Raw genomic sequence first — 20,138 nt, 5'->3', positions numbered from 1 at the left:
TCACAGCGGCAGTGGATCGATGAAGCAGTTGGCGCGTTCCCAGTTCCCCAGCGTCATCGTCGCCGGATGCTCCGGACCGAGGCGCTCGCGCATCTCCCCCAGGATGAGTCCGTGCAGCGCGTCGCACTCGTCGTGGCGTTCCAGCGCGTGCAGGTCGAGTGCCCGGTTGGCGGCCAGGCTCAGGGTCGACGGATGTACCTCGCCCAGCACTTCGGTCGAGTGTTCCAGCGTCCTGGTACCGAGGTCCAGGGCCTCCTGGTGCCGCCCGAGCGCCGCCAGGTCGCTGGCCAGATTGGTCGCCACCACCATCGTCAGCGGATGCAGTTCGCCGAGCTTGGCGACCAGCGTGTCGTGGGCGATCCGGTCGAGTTCGTAGGCCGGCTCGCAACGGTCGTCCATCCGGAAGGTGATGGCCAGGTTGGCCTGGGCCGACACCGTGTGCGGATGCTGGTCGCCGAAGATGCGCCGGTAGTGGTCGAGCGATGCCTCCGCCAGCCTGCGTGCCCGCTCCAGCTGCCCCGTGTAGCGCAGGTCCACCGACAGGCCCAGCGCGGCCGCGATCGTGTCCGGGTGCTCCGGTCCGAACCGTTCCTCCATCACGGTCAGTACCTGCTCGGACAGGTCCAGGGCGGTCTCGTGGTCGCCCGCCTTCCGCCGGGTCACCGCGAGCACGCGTTTGGCGTGCAGCACGGCCGCGTTGTCCTCACGGAGATGGCGGAGGTACTGACTGACGACCTCCTCCTGGCGGTTGCGCGCGTGCCGGTAGAGGCCGAGTTCGCGCTCGTCGATGGTGAGGCCCACACGGGTCAGCAGCGTCTGTTCGTGCTCGGCGCCGAGGAGTGTCTGCTTCAGGTCCCAGGTATTGCGGTCGAGCTCGTAGGCCTCCCGGAACCTGCCGACGAGGCGCAGGGCCACCCCCAGGTTGTGTGCCGCGTTCAGGGTGAAGGCGTCGTCCTCGCCGAATGCCTCGGTCGCGGTGTCGAAGACCCGCCTGCTCAGTTCGAGGGCCTTCGGGAAGTTCCCCTCGACGCGCAGGTCCGCGGCGACCGCGCCGATGGCGTCGAGGTGGCTCTCGCCCGCCTCGGCCGCCCGGGTCGGTCCGGGCCGGACCGCGCGTTCGTGGGCGTCGAGGGTCTCCTTGTTGGTTTCCGCGGCCTCCTTGTAGTGGCCCATGCTGAACAGGATCCAGCCAAGCCAGAAGGCCAGCAGAAGTGTCTTCTCGTCCTCGGCCCCGAACAGCTCCACGGCTGCCGTGTGCGCCTCGCGGGTGAACTCCAGGGCGCTTTCGTGGTCGCCGAACCGCTGGAGGTACTTCGCCGTGTTGAGCACGAGGTCGCGCACCCACGGGTCGGTCGAGCGGATGGCACCGGAGGCCACGACGTGGGGATACAACTCCGAATAACGGCCCCACTGCGCGTTCGCCTCCGGGTTCCGGGGATCCGCCGAGGCCAGCAGCGACTGCGCACCGAGCCGCATGCGGTCCTGTTCCCTCCGTGTCATGCGCTGGAGGAGTACCGCCTGCACCAGCCGGTGCATCTGCAGGGAGTTGTCGCGGGAGTCGATCCGGGCCAGGGAGAACCGCTTCAACTCGCGGATCGCCCGTCCCAGCCGCATCGGGTCGGCCAGCGCCGCGTCCAGTTGGGGGGTGATCGTGCCGCGGTGCGCGCCGGAGAACAGGGAGCGGGGAATGGGTTCGGGCGCGAAGTAGGCACAGACCTGGAGCAGGTGCAACGCTTCGGGGTTGGTCGTCTCGATTCTGTCGAGCGAGACGTTCCACGCGGTCGCGACGGACTCCGGATACAGGTTCGACGCGCCCTCGAAGAGCAGGTCGCTGCGCTTCTCGTTGAACAGACGCAGGTATTCCTGCGCGGTCATTCCCGTCTGCGCCCGCCAGGCCGCCGCCTGCTCGATCGCCAGCGGCAGGTCGCCGAGGGCCTCCGCCAGGGCGTCGGCGTCCTCCCGGGGGAGGGCGGGGCCCCGCTTGTTGAGCAGTGCGATGCTCTCGGAGCGTTCGAAGACGTCCACCTCCAGGCAGCCGGCGATGTCCTCCCACTGGGGATTGCGCGAGGTGATCAGGACCGCGCCGTGGCGGGAGTTGGGCAGGAACGGCACTAGGGCCTGGGCGTTCTCCGCGTTGTCGAAGACCAACAGCCAGCGGGTGTAGGGCACTCCGCGGCGCAGCGCGTTCAGCGTCTGTGCCACGGCGGTGGTGGCGCTGGCGTCACCGCTCTCGTCGATGCCGAGCCGGCCGGCCAGATGCGAGAGCGCGTTGACGATGCTGGAGTTGCGCTCGCTGGGAATCCAGCACACCAGGTCGTAGTCGCCCTGGTGCCGGTACACGTACTCGATGGCGAGCTGCGACTTGCCGATGCCGCCGAGACCGTACATTGCCTCGGGGAGAACCGCGGTGGGGTTGCGGCTGCCGGCCAGACTCTCGGTGAGTTCCACGAGCAGCCGTTCACGACCGGTGAAGTTGGGGTTGCGCGGGGGCACGTTCTCCCACACCGCCGGTGACAGCCCCTGGGAAGGCCGCGGCGGCGCGGGGTGCGGTGGGTCCTGCGGCGGCTCAGCGGTGTCGGCCATGGAGTTCCCCCTCGGATCGGAAGCCCGCCCCTGGCTGAGGCGGCACGGTTGCCGGCCGGGCGGAGCCGTGCCCGCGCGGTCCGACCGGCCGCGGCTTCACGACACCTCGCCGTACACCAGGCCCGGCAGGTTCTCCGGAGTGTCGAAGATGACGACGAACTGACGGTCCCAGACGGACTCGGCAGCTGCCGGACCGTCGCCATCGTCCCGGCGGAAGCGCCGGACGTCGAGACGTCCTTCGGCCATGATGCGCCGGTAGAGAGCGGTGAAGTCCGGTTGCGCGCGCTCGTCGTGACGCCACATCACCAGCGGGACGCCGTGCCGGAGAGCCGTGCTGACCTCGTGACGGCCGGTGTCCGAACCGGGCTTCTGGGTCAGGAGAACACCGGCGACGGGTTCCGTCTCGATCGCGTCCGGCTGGTCCAACGCGGCGACCTGGAACAGCAATCGGCCCGTGGCCCGTTGGCTGCCGCGCCGCCAGTGGTCCTGCCACACCGCGCGCCAGGCCCTGTTGTGGAGGCGGTCCAGGCTGTGGACGACCAGCGGGAAGGACGCGGCCGCGGGAGGCAGCGCGCCGTGGTCGATCAGCTTGTCGGGGTGGTCGATGAGATCCAGCGGCAGGATGTACTCGATCTCGATACGGTCCGAGGGGACCCCGTGCATGCTCCGGAGCGTACGGCGGGACACCTCGACCCGGTCGAACAGATCGGAGAGCGGGATCACTCGTTCGGCGAGCGGCATGGGCAGTCGTTTCCAGGCGCCGGGCCGCGGCCGGCACTGGAAGTAGAAGGACACCGTCCATCTGCTGGGATCGCGGTTCGGGTCGGGTATCAGCTCGACCAGCAGCCGGGCGGACGTGGGGCGCTGCATCGGAGCGCTGATCAGCTCCGTGCGCATGGCGTCGACCTGGACGGAGTAACTGTCGGCCTCGTCGGCACGGTCCCCTCCGTTGTCGTCGGCCTCCTCGTCCCGAGCCCGGAGACGCCTGGCGATGTCCAGATCGACCGCCCAACTGCGGTTGTACGCACGCACGGTGTCGGCGGTCGCGCCACCGACCGCGCTGGCGAGCAGTTCCAGGAACCGCAGGGCCGTCGGTAGGTGGGCGGACTCGGCGCCCGCGCACACCAGATGCGCGAACGCCTTCCACGGAACGTCGCAGTGTGCGGGCAGCGCGGCCGTGTCCGTCGTGGCCCTGGCATGAAGCGCGGGGACGGGAACACCGTTCAGGTCGTCGTGCACCAACTGCCGCAGGGCGTCGCGCAGTCCGCTCCAGTTCTGCACACCGATGATCTCCAGCGCGCGGAACTCCTCTGCCAGGGAGCGGAGTTCGCCGAGCGTGGCCTCGTCGTCCGGGTGCGCCTCGGCATAGGCGGCAGCCAGAACGGTGCAGCCGTCGGGGTGCCGGCCGAGCCGGTCGACCAGAGCGGCGAGGACGAACCGGCCCTCGATGGACGCCAGGTCGGGATCCCGAGCCGCGTCGGGGACCAGCCTCTCCAGCAGCGCGCGCCGGGCCTCCGCCTCCGCCAGCGGCTCGGCCTGCTCCAGCCGCAGGCGGATGCCGGCCAGCACCTTGCGGCGGTTGTGGGGTTCATCGTGCCGATGTTCCTGCCAGTGGTCCCGCCACTGCCTGCGGAACCCCGGATCCTCCATCAGCCGCTTGACCGGCAGCACGTTGAGCCGACGCGCGTTGCCCTGATCGGCGCCCACGACGATGCCGACCACGGTCTGCTGCCCGTCGACCAGCACCGCGGCCCCGGAGATGCCTTGCCAGTCGTCCGGGTTCGCGGGCGCGTCCTCGGCGGAGACCTCGACCGACCGCATGTCCGACCGGTTCCGGTTCGCCGGCCGCAGCCGCCCGCCACACTGGTGTACGTCATAGGCGTAGCGCTCGGTGTGGAAGAAGGCCGGAAAGCCGAATATCTCGAAGTCGACGATGTCCGATCCCTGCATGCCCAGTCGGGGCCGGGCCCGTGAGAGGGGCGGCTGCCAGCCGGAGCCGGTCACCACCAGCAGAGCTGCGTCCGGGCCCGCCACCGGCATCTCGTCGGTGCCCGGGCGGAAAGGGGGTTCCGGTTGACCGCTCCACACGATCTCGCAGCGGTGCCAGAGCCAGTGCGCGGGGACGTTCCCGTACCGCACCTCGACGATCAGGCCCTCGGCGTCGCGACGGGTGGCGGGCCACAGGACGTGTGCCGCGGTCAGCACCAGATCGTCGTCGACCAGCCAGCCGGAGCCGTGTCCGACCTGCTGCCCCAGGGAGTCCAGCAGACTGATCTCGATCAGCCGGTCGGGGGTGTTGGAAGCCACGGCATCGTCGTCCCCCGGACCGTCTGGCGGAAGGCCGGACATCTCGTCACCGGGCCGTGTCGCCAGTACGGGGCGGCGGGCTGTTGCGTGAGCGGCCCAGCTCGTCCGTGACGTTGAGAGACCCGCGCGGCTTCAGCGACACCACGAGGCGGGTGGCGCTCCGCCGGGTGCGCGACCTGCCGCCCTTGGCTGTGACGAACCAGGAGACGCCACCCTCGGCGCTGTCACTCCGCTCGGCCTCCACGTCCAGTTCCACGCTGATGTCCTGGACGCTGAACCCGATCGCCTTCCCGGCTCCTTGCCGCTGCGCGGCCTCCAGGTCCTGCCGCAGCGACTCGATGGCCTCGGTCAGCGTCAGCCTGTGTACGTCCCGCCCCATTCGGTCCCCCTCCGAATCGCCCACGCGGACCACGCGGGCGTACGTCAGGGTCCCATGCGGGCCGATGCCGTGTGGTCCGTCCGGGAAAGAAATCCCGCTCATGGACCTACCCACGTAACGAGCTCCTGACGCGAGCCCGCTCGACCCAGGAGCAGCACCTGCCGCGGCAAGGCGCGCGACCGACCGGGCTGCCTCACGTGCCCTGGACAACAAACAACCCCCGGGCCGTTGGCCTGGGGGTTCGTGTTGGAGCGGGTGACGAGAATCGAACTCGCACTCTCAGCTTGGGAAGCTGATGTTCTACCACTAAACTACACCCGCGCGTGACCCCGGTCCTACCGGCGTCGGAACGCTCGGTCACTCTACCTCATCGCGGGTCCCCGGTGCTGAAGCCGTGGGGCCCGTCGGTGTTTCCGGGGGGTGGGACGGGGCTGCGGGGAGCGGGAGTTGGGGCGTACGGTGAAGGCGTGTGAGAGGTGTCGGGCGGGGTCGGAGTGCCGCCTGGAGGGCCGTCCCTTTGATCCCGTAACGTGGCCTTTCGTCGTCAGTCAGACGCGGCTTTTGGGGAAGGGAACCCAGGACTTGATGGAGCGCACCGTCGTCCGCTGTGCCGATGGGCACATGTTCAGTACCGCTTCGTTCCCGATGCAGCAGGCCGAACGGCTGGGCCCCGGCCGGCTCGTCCGGTGCCCGCGGTGTGCCCGGCTCCGCAGTGTGGTGCCGGTCGGGTCGGAGCAGCAGTACCGGCAGCAGAGTGTGAAGCAGTAGCCCGGTAGCCCGGCGGGGCACCGCGGGGATCGTGTGTACGTACGGCGGCGTGCCGTGGCGGTGACGGCCACGGCACGCCGTCGTTGTCGCAGGCCGCGATTGTCGTGCGCCCAGGTCGGCTGCGTATCCTCGGGGCGTGCTTCTCTCAGACAAGGACATCCGGGCCGAGATCGACGCCGGGCGGGTCCGGATCGATCCCTTCGACGAATCCATGGTGCAGCCGTCGAGCATCGACGTGCGCCTCGACCGCTATTTCCGGGTGTTCGAGAACCACCGCTACCCCCACATCGACCCCTCCGTCGAGCAGGCCGACCTGACGCGGCTTGTGGAGCCGGACGGCGACGAGCCGTTCATCCTGCACCCCGGTGAGTTCGTGCTGGCCAGTACGTACGAGGTCGTCACGCTTCCCGACAACCTCGCGTCCCGCCTGGAGGGCAAGAGCTCGCTCGGGCGGCTCGGTCTCGTCACGCACTCGACCGCCGGGTTCATCGACCCCGGGTTCTCCGGGCACGTCACGCTGGAGCTGTCGAACCTCGCGACGCTCCCCATCAAGCTGTGGCCCGGCATGAAGATCGGGCAGCTGTGCATGTTCCAGCTCAGCTCGGCGGCCGAGTTCCCGTACGGCTCCGACCGGTACGGGTCGCGTTACCAGGGCCAGCGGGGGCCGACCGCCTCCCGGTCCTTCCTCAACTTCCACCGCACCCAGGTGTGACGGACCGGACCACGGGCACGACGGGCGAAAAGGGCGAGACGGACCAGACATGAGTGACGTGCGGGAGAACCTGACCTACGAGCAGTTCGGGGTCGCGGTCCGTGAGCTGGCGCAGACGATCGCCGACGACGGGTTCGTGCCGGACATAGTGCTGTCCATCGCGCGCGGCGGTGTCTTCGTCGCCGGCGGGCTCGCCTACGCGCTCGACTGCAAGAACATCCACCTGGTGAACGTGGAGTTCTACACCGGCGTCGGCACCACCCTGGAGATGCCGGTGATGCTCGCGCCGGTGCCCAACCGGATCGACTTCTCCGACAAGAAGGTGCTGATCACCGACGACGTCGCCGACACCGGCAAGACGCTCAAGCTGGTGCACGACTTCTGCGTCGACGCCGTCGAGGAGGTGCGCACCGCGGTGATCTACGAGAAGTCGCAGTCGCTGGTGAAGTGCGACTACGTCTGGAAGCGCACCGACGACTGGATCAACTTCCCGTGGTCCGTCCTGCCGCCCGTGCACAGGTCCGGTGAAGCGCCCCGGAGCAATACGGAAGCCCTCTAGCGGCGGCTCCGGCTGCCCTGCCCCACGGTGTGTGCAACCAAAGGCCAACGCCACGTGTCTCTGTGATCAACAAGAGATTTCGTGGGGGGATTTTCCATGCGTACAGCCATGCGGCTCGCTCTGCTCGGTACCAGTGCCGCGCTGCTCGTCAGCGGTCTCGGGGTGACCGCCGCGCAGGCCACCGACGGCGGGTCGGGCGACATCACGATCGACAAGGTCGTCGTCAACGGCGGCAAGCCGGTCGTGGTCGGCACCACCAACGTCGTGTCCGCCAAGGTCTCCGTGACCGCATCCGACGACTCCGGCATCTCCGAGGTCACCTACATCAGCGCCTCCGGGCCGAACCCGAACTTCGCGCAGATATGGGCCGAAGACGGCGACATCACCTGCGTCAAGGTGAGCGCCACGACGTCGACCTGCTCGGGCACGCTCACCTTCGACCCGAAGGAGACCGTGGGCTTCGTCAACAACGCCGCGGCCGCCACGTGGAAGCTCAGGACCCTGGTCGCCGCGAACGACTACGACTACATCCACCGGGACGCGGCCACCACGTTCAAGGTGCAGCGCTACTCGAAGCTGACGGTCAACGCCGCGCCGGAGCCGGTGAAGAAGGGCAAGACCGTCACGGTCACCGGCAAGCTCTCCCGGGCCAACTGGGAGGACAACCTGTACCACGGCTACACCGGGCAGTCGGTGAAGCTTCAGTTCCGCAAGAAGAGCAGCAGCACCTACACGACCGTCAAGACGATCAAGACCGACTCCACGGGCAACCTCAGGACCACCGTCGCCGCCACCGTCGACGGCTACTACCGCTACAGCTTCGCCGGCACCGCCACGACGCCGGCGGTCAGCGCCGCCGGTGACTACGTGGACGTCCAGTAGGAGCGGCGCCGGCGCCGTGAAGCACCGGGGCTTCTTCGTCGTGATGTTCCTCGTGCCGCTGTGCGTGGGGCTCGTCGTGCTCGGGCTGGGCCTGGCGGTTCCGCGCGCGCCGCAGTGCCCCGGCTACATCGTGGAGTACGAGGACGAGGAACGGTCCGGTCCCATGCGGCCCGGCGAGACGTGCAACCTGTACGACTACGCCGCCAACTCGTCGTCGGGGACGCGTAGTTACGACCAGCAGCGGGTCGCGCAGTCGCAGCACCGGGTGCGGTTGGAGCAGGCCGGGGCGGTGCTCACCGGGTACGGGGCCGTGGGGTTCCTGGCGTCGCTCTCCGGCACCGACTGGGCGGCGCTGACTGCGCGGGTGCGAGGGCGCTCCCGGTGACCCGGTGACGGGACCTCGCCCCGCCCGGCCTCAGTCGAACCGGTCGTAGTCGTCCGGCCGGACGTACCCCCGCAGCACCGCCGGGTCCCCGTGCGCCTCGCGCAGCAGTGTGCCGAGGCGGGCGAGGGCGGCCCGGTCCGTGCCGTACGCGACGAAGAGGCCGGCCTCCGGGTCGTAGGCGAGGCGGTCGGCGAGCTCGGGGGCGTGGGCGTCGACGGCGGACCGGGCGGCGCCGGTCCAGGCGTAGCCGCCGCCCTCGTAGCCGTTCTCCTCGAACACGGCCGCCGCGGGGCCGCCCATGTGGGTGTCGGAGAGCATCAGGCAGTACGTGCCGGGTTTGTGGTCGTACTCGAAGAGGACCAGGGGCGCGAACGTCTCGCGGTCGTCGGGCGTCGTCATGGCGCGAGGGTAGGGGGAGGGACCGACACCCGCCCCCCGGCCCTCAGAGCGTGCCGAGCTTCAGGAGCGACAGCAGGGCGATGAGCTGGATCGCGGACGCGCCCAGTGCCTTCGGCCAGGGCAGGTCGTGCGAGCGGGAGACCATCATCGTCAGCAGCGCGCCCGCCGCGATCCAGGTGGCCCAGCCCAGGGCCTGGACGAACGTGGCGTCGCCGCCGAAGAACATCGCGAAGACCAGGCGGGGGGCGTCGGTCAGCGACATGATCAGCATCGACAGGCCGACCGTGGGCTGCCAGGCACCGTCGCCGCCGAGCTGGCGGGCGACCGTGTGGGTGACGACGCCGAGGACGAACGCGCTCAGCACCATCGCGACGCCGGTCGTCAGGACGATCGGGATCGCGTTGGAGAGGGTGGCGTTTATGGCGTCCTTGCGGGCGCCGTCGAAGCCGAAGACGGCGAGCAGGCCGTAGAGGAACGTGACGACGAGGGCGGGGCCCCACATCGTGTAGTCGCGCATCTGGAGGAACGTCTGCTGGGGCGCGAGGACGATCCCGCGCAGCAGGTCCTTCCAGTGCAGCCGCGGTCCGACCGGCGGCGCGGCCGCCTGGCCGGCGCGGTAGGTGTCGCCCTGGGTGTACTGGTCGTCGTCGCCGTTCACGGAGAACGCCTGGGTGTGCCCGGGGTTGTTGGCGGCGTACGGGTCGGGCGTGCCCTGGGGGTAGCCCTGCTGGTAGCCGCCGTTGCCGCCGCCGTCGCCGAAGTACTCGGGCTCGCCGCCGTACTGCTGCTGTCCGCCGTAGGGCTGCTGTCCGCCCCCGCCGTACTGCTGCTGACCTCCGCCGTACTGCTGCTGCCGCGGGTACTGGGGCGCGGACGCCTGGGGGTAGCCGTACGACTGACCCTGGGGCGCCTGCTGCCCGTGAGGAGGTTGCTGCGCGTGCGGGGTGCGGTCGCCTCGGCCGCCGCGTCCGTTCCTGAATCCAGCCACGTCCTCGAACGTACCCGCTCCCGCGAGGTCGCGTGCCGGGCCCGGGTGTCCGGGCCCGGCTTTGCGGCCGAGCTGTGACATCCCCCAGGGGATCCGGAGGCCGCCTCTCAGGGGCGTCTCAGGGTCTTCTCAGGGGTTGGTGCCGCGGGATGTGCCTCAGTTGGCGAAGTTGCCGCCGAGGTAGGGGTAGCCGGTGGTGGAGACGCCGACCGTGCTCGGGGAGATGGTGACGGCACCGGTGGTGACGATCTTCGTGCCGTTCGACTTCAGCATGAGGACCTGGCCGTTGTAGGCGTTCTCGGCGGAGCCGACGAGCAGGTCGGCGCGGCCGTCGCCGGTGACGTCGTCGAGCTTGACGTCGCTGCCGAAGAGGTCGCTCTTCTCGTCGGCGCCGGGTACGCCGGCCGTGCTCTGCGCGAAGCTCTGCGCGCCGGTGGTGGTGTTGATGCCGGTCGCGGAGCCGTAGAGGACCTCGACCATGCCCGCGTCGACGATCGAGCCCATGTTCTCGCCGGGGGCGCCCACGACGATGTCCTGGTAGCCGTCGCCGTTGACGTCGCCGAGGTCGATCTCCCAGCCGAACTGGTCGTTCTTCTCGGCGGTGCCGGGCACGTCGCCGGTGTTCTGCGTGATGCCCGCGACCGAGCCGGCGCCGGAGGCGCTGCCGTAGGTGATCCAGACCTTGCCGCCGTCGACGCCGCCGGGGAAGGTGACGCCGTCGTCGGTCTTGTTCCAGTACTGGCCGCTGACGATGTCGCCGTAGCCGTCGCCGTTGATGTCGCCGATGCCGGTGACCAGGCCGGCCTTGAGCGCTTGGGCGCCGGACGCCTTCAGGCCCGAAGCGGTGCCCGGGAGAAGGTAGTTGGTGTTCCAGCCGGAGTCGGTGACGGTCTCGTAGCCGTCGACGACCAGGTCGGTGCGGCCGTCGCCGGTGACGTCGCCCGCCGTGAGGTTCAGCGCGCCGACGCCGCCGCCCGTCTGGATCGGGGCCTTCACGGTGTAGCTGCCGAGGCCGCCCTTGCCGGCGGTGGTGATGCCGCCCTTGATGACGTACACGGTGGAGTTGCTGCTGCCGACGGCCAGGTCGGCCCTGCCGTCGCCGTCGAAGTCGCCGGCGGCGAGCGAGGAGCCCCAGTAGTCGTGGGCGCTCACCGCGGGGTCGGCGACGGTGACGGCCTTGCCGGTCAGGCCCTTGGCGGAGCCCCACAGCAGGCTGATCATGCCGCCGTCGGTGTCGCTGCCGACCTTCTCGGTGGGGGCGCTGACGACGAGGTCGTCGTAGCCGTCGCCGTTGAAGTCGGCGTAGGCGGTGCTGTAGCCGAACTGGTCGCCGGCCTCCGAGGTGCCGGGGACGCCGGTGGTGTTCTGGCTGATGGTGGAGCGGTGGGCGGACGAGACGCCCGAGGCGGAGCCGTACAGGGCCACGACCTGGCCGGCCGCCTTGTGGCCGCTGACGTAGGACTCGCTGGCGGCGGTGGCGACGTCGCCGATCCCGTCGCCGTTGAAGTCGGCCTGCGCGACGTGGGTCGCGTCGGCCGCGGTGGCGCCGGTGGCGGCGACGGTGAGCAGGCCGCCCGTCAGCGCGACCGTGGCGGCCGTGGCGAGGGCGAGCCGGAGCTGCTGGTGCATGCGGGTTCTCCTGAGCATGCGGGACGCCTGGTGGGCGTCCACAGTCGATGGGGTGCGGACCTGCCGCGTTCACCCGGAGTTGTCCGTGGGTTCGCGGCGTGGTCGGCGATCAGGAGACCTTTGTGGATCAACAAGGGTTGTACGGGAGTTCGGTTTTCCCTCGGGAGTTTTCGTGAACTCCGGGCGGGACGGTCCCCGTTGGACGGGTACGCGGAAGAGGCCGGGGCCGCCCGGGTGACGTGCACCCCGGGCGGCCCCGGCCTCTTGGTCCCGACTCGTCGTTCTACTGCGCCGGTTCGGGCTCCGGTTCCGGCGCGGGCTCGCTCTCCGCCTCGCCGGTGGGGTCGATCGGCGCGCGCACCGAGTCGAGCAGGAGCTGCGCGACGTCGACGACCTGCACGGACTCCTTCGCCTGGCCGTCGTTCTTCTTGCCGTTGACCGAGTCGGTCAGCATGACGAGGCAGAACGGGCAGGCGGTGGAGACGATGTCCGGGTTGAGGGAGAGGGCCTCGTCGACGCGCTCGTTGTTGATGCGCTTGCCGATCCGCTCCTCCATCCACATCCGGGCGCCGCCGGCGCCGCAGCAGAAGCCGCGTTCCTTGTGGCGGTGCATCTCCTCGTTGCGCAGACCGGGCACGCTCGCGATGATCTCGCGCGGCGGCGAGTAGATCTTGTTGTGGCGGCCCAGGTAGCACGGGTCGTGGTACGTGATGATGCCCTCGACCGGCGTCACCGGGACCAGCCGGCCCTCGTCCACGAGGTGCTGGAGCAACTGCGTGTGGTGGACGACCTCGTAGTCGCCGCCGAGCTGCGGGTACTCGTTGCCGATGGTGTTCAGGCAGTGCGGGCAGGTCGCGACGATCTTCTTGGCCGACTTCGGCTTCGCGGACTCGGGGAGCACCTTGCCCTCGTCGTCCGTCTCCTCGCCGAACGCCATGTTGAGCGCCATGACGTTCTCCATGCCGAGCTCCTGGAACAGGGGCTCGTTGCCGAGGCGGCGGGCGGAGTCACCGGTGCACTTCTCGTCGCCGCCCATGATCGCGAACTTGACGCCCGCGATGTGCAGCAGCTCGGCGAAGGCCTTGGTGGTCTTCTTCGCGCGGTCCTCCAGGGCGCCGGCGCAGCCGACCCAGTAGAGGTACTCGACCTCGGAGAGGTCCTCCAGGTCGCGGCCGACGACGGGGATCTCGAAGTCGACCTCCTTGGTCCACTCCAGGCGCTGCTTCTTCGCCAGGCCCCAGGGGTTGCCCTTCTTCTCCAGGTTCTTGAGCATCGTGCCCGCCTCGGACGGGAACGCGCTCTCGATCATCACCTGGTAGCGGCGCATGTCGACGATGTGGTCGACGTGCTCGATGTCGACCGGGCACTGCTCGACGCAGGCGCCGCAGGTGGTGCAGGACCACAGGACGTCGGGGTCGATGACGCCGTTCTCCTCGGCGGTGCCGATCAGCGGGCGCTCGGCCTCGGCGAGGGCGCTCGCGGGCACGTCCTTGAGCTGCTCCTCGGACGCCTTCTCCTCGCCCTCCATGGACTTGCCGCCGCCGGCCAGCAGGTACGGGGCCTTGGCGTGCGCGTGGTCGCGCAGCGACATGATCAGGAGCTTGGGGGAGAGCGGCTTGCCGGTGTTCCAGGCGGGGCACTGCGACTGGCAGCGGCCGCACTCGGTGCAGGTGGAGAAGTCGAGCAGGCCCTTCCAGGAGAAGTGCTCGACCTGGGAGACGCCGAAGACGTCGTCGTCGCCGGGGTCGGCGAAGTCGATCGCCTTGCCGCCGGACGTCATGGGCAGCAGGCCGCCGAGCGCGGTGCCGCCGTCGGCGCGGCGCTTGAACCAGATGTTCGGGAAGGCCAGGAAGCGGTGCCAGGCGACGCCCATGTCCGTCTTCAGCGCGACGGTGATCATCCAGACGAAGGACGTCCCGATCTTGATCATCGCGACCAGGTAGACGAGGTTCTGCACCGTGCCCGTGCTCAGCCCGCGGAACGCGACGACCAGCGGGTACGAGATCAGGTACGACGCCTCGTAGCCGTCGACGCCGTGCAGGACGCCTTCGAGACCGCGCAGCACCAGGATCGCGATGCCGATGATCAGGATGACGGCCTCGACGAAGTACGCCTGGCCGAAGTTGGAGCCGGCGAAGCGGGACTTGCGGCCGGGGCGGTCGGGGCGCGAGAGCTGGCGGATCACGATGAGCGTGAGGATGCCGAGCGTGGTCAGCGCGCCGATCAGTTCGGTGAAGACCTCCCACGGGGCCCACTCGCCGATGACCGGCAGCGCCCAGTCGGCCTGGAAGAGCTGGCCGAAGGCGGTGACCAGGGTCAGGACGAGGGAGAAGAAGCCCACCGCCACGAACCAGTGCGCGACACCGACGACGCCCCAGCGGTTCATCCGGGTGTGGCCGAGGAACTCCTTGGCCACGGTGACGGTGCGTTGCACCGGTTCGTCCGTACGGGTGCCGGCGGGCACGTTCTGTCCGAGCCGCACGTAGCGGTAGATCTGACCGATGGCTCGGGCGAACAGCGCGACGCCGACCACGGCCAGGACCAGCGACACGATGATCGCGGCGAGTTGCATGGGGGCTCCTCGGGCCTGCGAGGTGGTGCTCAACAGTTGCTTCGACAGTGATTACTAAGCGGTAACTTATGCGGTCCGTCTGAGACTACCCGTATCCCCTGTCGCACTGTAGCCAGGCGTGCGGTGATCTGTGTCGCTGAGGCTCGCCTGACCGGGCCGCGCCCGCCCGGCCGGGTCGGCGGCCCCTGCGCCACCCGGGGCCCGGAGCGGTGGCGCCACGCCGGTACGATCTCTGCTTTCGTCGCATATCGTGACATTCGGCTTAGCTTGGGGCGGTGATCTACGGGATCGTCGCCGCCACCACCGCCCTTCTCCTCGCCGCCGTCCTCGCCGCGCTGTTCCGCCGCCCCGCCCTGCGCCTGGGCCTCGTCGAACGCGGGCGCGGCGACCGGGGGCGCGGCCGTCCGGTGCCCCTGCTCGGGGGTGCCGCCGTGGTGCTCGCCACGGGCGCGGTCGCCGCGGCCGGCGAGTGGACGGGCCTCGCCCCGCTCGGCGGGGACACCGGACGGCTGCTGGTCGCGGCGGGCGGGGTCGCGCTGCTCGGCCTGGTGGCCGACGTGCGGCGCGTCAAGACCCGGTTCGTCCTCGCCGGCACGGCGGTCGCCGCCTTCTGCGCGGTGCCCTACGGGGAGACCGGCATCGGGCCGGGGCTGCTCGCGGCGGTGTGGACGGCGCTCGTCACCGTGGCGTTCCGCGGCCTCGACCACGCGGACGGGCTGGCCGGCACGGTCGGCGTGGTCACCGCGTTCGGGGTGGCCGCGTGCGCGGCGGCCGGGGCGATGGACGCGCCGGCGGTGCTGCTGAGCGTGCTCGCGGCGGCCCTGGCCGGCTTCCTCATGCACAACTGGCATCCCGCGCGCAGCGCGCTGGGGTCGTGCGGCTCCCTGTTCACCGGGTTCGTGCTCGCGGGCGCGGCCGTCGGGGTGCGGGGCGGGCACGGGGTCCTGTCCAGTGCCGGGGTGCTGTTCGCGCTCACCGCGGTCGCCTCGGCCGACGCCGCGCTCGTGCTGCTGTCGCGGCGGCTCGCGGGGCGGCCCGTCGCGCGGCGTTCCGCGGACCATCTCGCCCACCGGCTGCGGAAGTTGGGGCTCACCGCGCACGGCTCGGTCGTCGTCGTGGGGACGGGGGCGTTCTGCGGGGTACTCGTCGGTGTGCTCGTGCACGTCGGCTCGGCCGGCGCCACCGCCGCGGCCGGGGTGGCGGCCGTGGTGCCGGCCGGGGTGCTCGGGCTGCTGCGGGTTCCGGTGTACGGACCGCGCAGGGCGCCCGGCGGCGGAGTGGCCGCGGGTGCCGTCCCGGCGGCCGGGCGCGCCCCTCGCGCCCACCCCGCGGAGGGTGTCCGGGCCCCCTCCGGGCGACGGAATTCTGCGGTCCGCCCGCCCCGTGGTCCGGTGTCGTCGCAGGTCAGGGCTTCCTTGCGTGTAAGGAACGGATAAGACTTGAGTCTCCTTGACTCAGCTCTGTTGACGGCATCGCAGACGTGATGCACACTTGAGCCTGTTCCACTCAAGTCAGCTGGAGGAATTGACATGGCACGTGCGGTCGGCATCGACCTGGGCACGACGAACTCGGTCGTCAGCGTTCTGGAGGGCGGCGAGCCCACCGTCATCACCAACGCCGAGGGCGCCAGGACCACGCCGTCCGTCGTCGCCTTCGCCAAGAACGGTGAGGTGCTCGTCGGCGAGGTCGCCAAGCGCCAGGCGGTCACGAACGTGGACCGGACGATTCGTTCGGTGAAGCGTCACATGGGCACGGACTGGAAGATCGAGCTCGACGGCAAGAGCTTCAACCCGCAGCAGATGAGCGCCTTCATCCTGCAGAAGCTGAAGCGCGACGCCGAGGCGTACCTGGGCGAGAAGGTGGCCGACGCGGTCATCACCGTCCCGGCGTACTTCAACGACTCGGAGCGCCAGGCCACCAAGGAGGCCGGTGAGATCGCGGGCCTCAACGTCCTGCGCATCGTCAACGAGCCGACGGCCGCCGCCCTGGCGTACGGCCTCGACAAGGACGACCAGACGATCCTCGTCTTCGACCTCGGCGGCGGCACCTTCGACGTGTCGCTCCTGGAGATCGGTGACGGCGTCGTCGAGGTGAAGGCCACCAACGGCGACAACCACCTCGGTGGTGACGACTGGGACCAGCGTGTCGTCGACTACCTGGTGAAGCAGTTCCAGTCGGATCACGGCGTGGACCTGTCCAAGGACAAGATGGCCCTCCAGCGCCTCCGCGAGGCCGCCGAGAAGGCCAAGATCGAGCTGTCCTCGTCCACCGAGACCTCGATCAACCTGCCCTACATCACGGCGTCCGCCGAGGGCCCGCTGCACCTGGACGAGAAGCTCACGCGCGCCCAGTTCCAGCAGCTGACGGCCGACCTGCTGGAGCGCTGCAAGACGCCGTTCCACAACGTCATCAAGGACGCCGGCATCAACCTCTCCGAGATCGACCACGTCGTTCTCGTGGGCGGCTCGACCCGTATGCCCGCCGTCGCCGAGCTGGTCAAGGAACTGACCGGCGGCAACGAGGCCAACAAGGGCGTGAACCCGGACGAGGTCGTCGCCATCGGCGCGGCCCTCCAGGCCGGTGTGCTCAAGGGCGAGGTCAAGGACGTCCTGCTCCTCGACGTGACCCCGCTGTCCCTCGGCATCGAGACCAAGGGAGGGATCATGACCAAGCTCATCGAGCGCAACACCACGATCCCGACCAAGCGGTCCGAGATCTTCACGACGGCCGAGGACAACCAGCCGTCCGTCCAGATCCAGGTCTACCAGGGCGAGCGCGAGATCGCGGCGTACAACAAGAAGCTCGGGATGTTCGAGCTGACCGGTCTGCCGCCGGCCCCCCGCGGTGTCCCGCAGATCGAGGTCGCCTTCGACATCGACGCCAACGGCATCATGCACGTGACCGCGAAGGACCTGGGCACGGGCAAGGAGCAGAAGATGACCGTCACCGGCGGCTCCTCGCTGCCGAAGGACGAGGTCGACCGGATGCGCCAGGAGGCCGAGCAGTACGCGGACGAGGACCACCGTCGCCGCGAGGCCGCCGAGACCCGCAACCAGGGCGAGCAGCTCGTCTACCAGACGGAGAAGTTCCTCAAGGACAACGAGGACAAGGTCCCCGGCGAGATCAAGACCGAGGTGGAGGAGTCGCTCACCGAGCTGAAGGAGAAGCTCAAGGGCGAGGACACCGCCGAGATCCGCACCGCGACCGAGAAGGTCGCCGCCGTCTCGCAGAAGCTCGGCCAGGCCATGTACGCCGACGCCCAGGCCGCGCAGGCCGCGGGCGGCGAGGCCCCGGGCGCCGGTGCCCCCGGTGCCGGCCAGGCCGACGACGACGTCGTGGACGCCGAGATCGTCGACGACGAGCGCAAGGACGGTGCCGCGTGACGGAGGAGACCCCGGGCTTCGAGGAGAAGCCCGACGTCCCCTCCGGCGCCACCGCTGACGACGCCGAGCCGCAGGCCGCCCCCACTCCCGCAGCGGAGGAGGGGGCGGCCCCGGCCGGGGACGCGAGCCAGATCACGGCCCTGACGGCCCAGCTGGACCAGGTACGCACCGCGCTCGGTGAGCGCACCGCGGACCTCCAGCGGCTCCAGGCCGAGTACCAGAACTACCGCCGCCGCGTGGAGCGGGACCGGATCACGGTCAAGGAGATCGCCATCGCGAACCTCCTGACCGAACTCCTGCCCGTCCTCGACGACATCGGCCGCGCACGGGAGCACGACGAGCTGGTCGGCGGGTTCAAGTCCGTCGCGGAGTCGCTGGAGACGGTGGCCGCGAAGATGGGCCTCCAGCAGTTCGGCAAGGAGGGCGAGCCCTTCGACCCGACCGTGCACGAGGCGCTGATGCACAGCTACGCGCCCGACGTCACGGAGACGACGTGCGTGGCGATTCTGCAGCCGGGGTACCGGTTCGGCGAACGCACCATCCGCCCCGCGCGGGTGGCCGTCGCGGAGCCGCAGCCCGGGGCGGGCGCCAAGTCGGGCGACGAGGCGAACGGTTCGTCCGCCGAGGCGGACGGCGACAAGGAGAACGGTGGCCCGGACGAGGGCTGACGTCGGCCCCCGCGAGGGAGCCGGCACGTACGCAGGAGAGGAGGGACGTCGCGGATGAGTACCAAGGACTTCATCGAGAAGGACTTCTACAAGGTCCTCGGCGTCCCCAAGGACGCCACCGAGGCCGAGATCAAGAAGGCGTACCGGAAGCTCGCGCGCGAGTTCCACCCGGACGCCAACAAGGGCAACGCCAAGGCGGAGGAACGCTTCAAGGAGATCTCCGAGGCGAACGACGTCCTCGGTGACCCCAAGCGGCGCAAGGAGTACGACGAGGCGCGCGCCCTGTTCGGCAACGGCGGTTTCCGCCCGGGGCCGGGCGGCGCGGGCGGCGGCAACTTCAACTTCGACCTGGGCGACCTCTTCGGCGGCGCCCCGGGCGGCCAGGGCGCCGGCGGGTTCGGCGGCGGCGGTGGCATAGGGGACGTGTTCGGCGGTCTGTTCAACCGCGGCGGCGCGGGCGGTCCGCGCACCCAGCCGCGGCGCGGACAGGACATCGAGTCCGAGGTCACGCTCAGCTTCACCGAGGCGATCGAGGGCGCGACGGTGCCGCTGCGGATGTCCTCGCAGCAGCCCTGCAAGGCCTGTTCGGGCACCGGCGACAAGAGCGGCACCCCGCGTGTGTGCCCGACCTGCGTCGGCACCGGGCAGGTGGCGCGCGGTTCGGGCGGCGGCTTCTCGCTCACCGACCCGTGCCCCGACTGCAAGGGCCGCGGCCTGATCGCGGAGCACCCCTGCGAGGTCTGCCACGGCAGCGGCCGGGCCAAGTCCTCGCGCACGATGCAGGTGCGCATCCCGGCGGGCGTCTCCGACGGGCAGCGCATCCGGCTGCGCGGCAAGGGCGCCCCCGGCGAACGGGGCGGCCCGAACGGTGACCTGTACGTCGTCGTGCACGTGGACGACCACCCGGTCTTCGGCCGCAAGGACGACAACCTCACGGTGACCGTCCCGGTGACGTTCACCGAGGCCGCGCTCGGCGGCGACGTGCGGGTGCCGACGCTGGGCGGTCCGCCCGTCACGCTGAAGCTCCCGCCGGGCACGCCCAACGGGCGCACCATGCGGGCCCGCGGCAAGGGCGCGTTCCGCAAGGACGGGACCAGGGGCGACCTGTTGGTCACCGTCGAGGTGAGTGTTCCCAAGGACCTGTCGGGGAAGGCTCGTGACGCGCTCACGGCGTATCGCGAGGCGACCGCGGAGGAGGATCCGCGGGCGGAGTTGTTCCAGGCGGCGAAGGGAGCTTGAGATGGACGGCCGTCGGCGTAACCCGTACGAACTGACCGAGGAGTCCCCGGTCTACGTCATCTCGGTGGCGGCCCAGCTCTCCGGCCTGCACCCGCAGACCCTGCGCCAGTACGACCGTCTGGGACTCGTCTCCCCCGACCGCACCGCCGGGCGGGGCCGGCGCTACTCGGCCCGCGACATCGAACTCCTGCGCCAGGTGCAGCAGTTGTCGCAGGACGAGGGCATCAACCTCGCCGGCATCAAGCGGATCATCGAGCTGGAGAACCAGGTCGCCGCGCTCCAGGCCCGCGCCGCGGAGCTGGAGTCGGCGCTGGACGGCGCCGCGGCCGCGATGCGCCAGCGCGAGGCCGCCGTGCACGCCTCCTACCGACGGGACCTCGTCCCGTACCAGGAGGTCCAGCAGACCAGCGCGCTGGTGGTGTGGCGGCCCAAGCGGCCGCAGGACTGACCCCGTTGTGAGGGGCCCGGAGGTTCGTGACGAACCTTTGGGCCCCTTTCGGGTGTGACGGCACCGCCCGGCGCGCTCCGGGCCCCGGAACGGGCCCTCAACCATTCCCCCCGGCGGGCGGAACCGAACGTGATGTTGTCATCTCGTTAAGTGGTTCCGCTTGACTCCGGGGACCGTTGCCAAGTTGGCTTTTGAGACATCTGGGCCGCAATGCTGCGCCCGCGTCGAAAGGCACAG

Annotated in this window: 17 protein-coding genes and 1 tRNA gene; 10 read left to right on the top strand and 8 right to left on the bottom strand. The window is 70.2% G+C overall.

Annotation, left to right across the window (positions count from 1 at the left end):
- The 4 genes from fxsT to ACFZA0_RS09805 form a co-directional block, all read right to left on the bottom strand.
- Positions 1-2,583, bottom strand: a complete 2,583-nt coding sequence (gene fxsT / locus ACFZA0_RS09820) for an FxSxx-COOH system tetratricopeptide repeat protein (RefSeq protein ID WP_391013761.1) — start codon at positions 2,581-2,583, stop codon at positions 1-3.
- A gap of 96 nt (positions 2,584-2,679) precedes the next feature.
- Positions 2,680-4,890, bottom strand: coding sequence for a hypothetical protein (locus ACFZA0_RS09815; protein WP_391013759.1), 2,211 nt, complete (start codon positions 4,888-4,890; stop codon positions 2,680-2,682).
- A 46-nt stretch (positions 4,891-4,936) separates the two neighbouring features.
- Complete coding sequence (locus ACFZA0_RS09810) at positions 4,937-5,269, bottom strand: trypco2 family protein (protein WP_391013758.1); 333 nt, start codon at positions 5,267-5,269, stop codon at positions 4,937-4,939.
- Positions 5,270-5,516: 247 nt separating this feature from the next.
- A tRNA-Gly gene (locus ACFZA0_RS09805) sits at positions 5,517-5,590 on the bottom strand.
- Positions 5,591-5,854: 264 nt separating this feature from the next.
- On the opposite strand from ACFZA0_RS09805, the gene ACFZA0_RS09800 reads away from it, so the two are divergent.
- The 5 genes from ACFZA0_RS09800 (at position 5,855) to ACFZA0_RS09780 (ending at position 8,575) form a co-directional block, all read left to right on the top strand.
- Positions 5,855-6,037: a hypothetical protein gene (locus ACFZA0_RS09800; protein WP_391013756.1), complete on the top strand. Its 183-nt coding sequence runs from the start codon at positions 5,855-5,857 to the stop codon at positions 6,035-6,037.
- Positions 6,038-6,173: 136 nt separating this feature from the next.
- Positions 6,174-6,749, top strand: a complete 576-nt coding sequence (gene dcd, locus ACFZA0_RS09795; protein WP_391013755.1) for a dCTP deaminase — start codon at positions 6,174-6,176, stop codon at positions 6,747-6,749.
- Between the two features lie 49 nt (positions 6,750-6,798).
- Positions 6,799-7,308 carry a phosphoribosyltransferase family protein gene (locus tag ACFZA0_RS09790; RefSeq protein WP_391013753.1) on the top strand — a complete coding sequence of 170 codons (510 nt, stop codon included), beginning with the start codon at positions 6,799-6,801 and terminating at the stop codon, positions 7,306-7,308.
- A 96-nt stretch (positions 7,309-7,404) separates the two neighbouring features.
- Positions 7,405-8,190, top strand: coding sequence for a calcium-binding protein (locus ACFZA0_RS09785; protein WP_391013751.1), 786 nt, complete (start codon positions 7,405-7,407; stop codon positions 8,188-8,190).
- A gap of 16 nt (positions 8,191-8,206) precedes the next feature.
- Positions 8,207-8,575, top strand: coding sequence for a hypothetical protein (locus ACFZA0_RS09780; RefSeq protein WP_391013749.1), 369 nt, complete (start codon positions 8,207-8,209; stop codon positions 8,573-8,575).
- Between the two features lie 30 nt (positions 8,576-8,605).
- Here the strand turns inward: ACFZA0_RS09780 and ACFZA0_RS09775 are convergent, their stop codons facing one another.
- The 4 genes from ACFZA0_RS09775 to ACFZA0_RS09760 form a co-directional block, all read right to left on the bottom strand.
- On the bottom strand, positions 8,606-8,974 hold the full coding sequence (locus ACFZA0_RS09775; RefSeq protein WP_391013747.1) for an Imm51 family immunity protein: 369 nt from the start codon (positions 8,972-8,974) through the stop codon (positions 8,606-8,608).
- Between the two features lie 43 nt (positions 8,975-9,017).
- A complete protein-coding gene (locus ACFZA0_RS09770) occupies positions 9,018-10,043 on the bottom strand; it encodes a YIP1 family protein (RefSeq protein WP_391013745.1) in 1,026 nt (341 codons plus the stop codon).
- Positions 10,044-10,118: 75 nt separating this feature from the next.
- Positions 10,119-11,591 (bottom strand): FG-GAP-like repeat-containing protein, encoded by a 1,473-nt coding sequence (locus ACFZA0_RS09765; RefSeq protein WP_391013743.1) that lies wholly within the window; start codon positions 11,589-11,591, stop codon positions 10,119-10,121.
- Between the two features lie 283 nt (positions 11,592-11,874).
- Entirely contained in the window at positions 11,875-14,163 is a 2,289-nt protein-coding gene (locus ACFZA0_RS09760; protein ID WP_391013741.1) for a heterodisulfide reductase-related iron-sulfur binding cluster, read from the bottom strand.
- 275 nt (positions 14,164-14,438) lie between these two features.
- Between ACFZA0_RS09760 and ACFZA0_RS09755 the strand changes: the two genes are divergently transcribed.
- The 5 genes from ACFZA0_RS09755 (at position 14,439) to ACFZA0_RS09735 (ending at position 19,901) form a co-directional block, all read left to right on the top strand.
- Positions 14,439-15,599, top strand: a complete 1,161-nt coding sequence (locus ACFZA0_RS09755) for an MraY family glycosyltransferase (RefSeq protein WP_391013739.1) — start codon at positions 14,439-14,441, stop codon at positions 15,597-15,599.
- Between the two features lie 93 nt (positions 15,600-15,692).
- Positions 15,693-17,546, top strand: a complete 1,854-nt coding sequence (gene dnaK / locus ACFZA0_RS09750; RefSeq protein ID WP_391013737.1) for a molecular chaperone DnaK — start codon at positions 15,693-15,695, stop codon at positions 17,544-17,546.
- Positions 17,543-18,214 (top strand): nucleotide exchange factor GrpE, encoded by a 672-nt coding sequence (gene grpE / locus ACFZA0_RS09745; protein ID WP_391013735.1) that lies wholly within the window; start codon positions 17,543-17,545, stop codon positions 18,212-18,214. The genes dnaK and grpE overlap by 4 nt, the downstream gene beginning before the upstream one ends.
- Positions 18,215-18,268: 54 nt before the next feature.
- Positions 18,269-19,453, top strand: coding sequence for a molecular chaperone DnaJ (gene dnaJ / locus ACFZA0_RS09740; RefSeq protein ID WP_391013733.1), 1,185 nt, complete (start codon positions 18,269-18,271; stop codon positions 19,451-19,453).
- A gap of 1 nt (position 19,454) precedes the next feature.
- On the top strand, positions 19,455-19,901 hold the full coding sequence (locus tag ACFZA0_RS09735) for a heat shock protein transcriptional repressor HspR (protein ID WP_391013731.1): 447 nt from the start codon (positions 19,455-19,457) through the stop codon (positions 19,899-19,901).
- Positions 19,902-20,138 lie beyond the last annotated feature (237 nt).

The organism is Streptomyces sp. NPDC008150 (genome assembly GCF_042956945.1).
Taxonomy (GTDB): Bacteria; Actinomycetota; Actinomycetes; order Streptomycetales; family Streptomycetaceae; genus Streptomyces.
The sequence above is the reverse complement of the archived record's forward strand: the minus strand, read 5'-3'. Positions and strand labels throughout refer to the sequence as shown.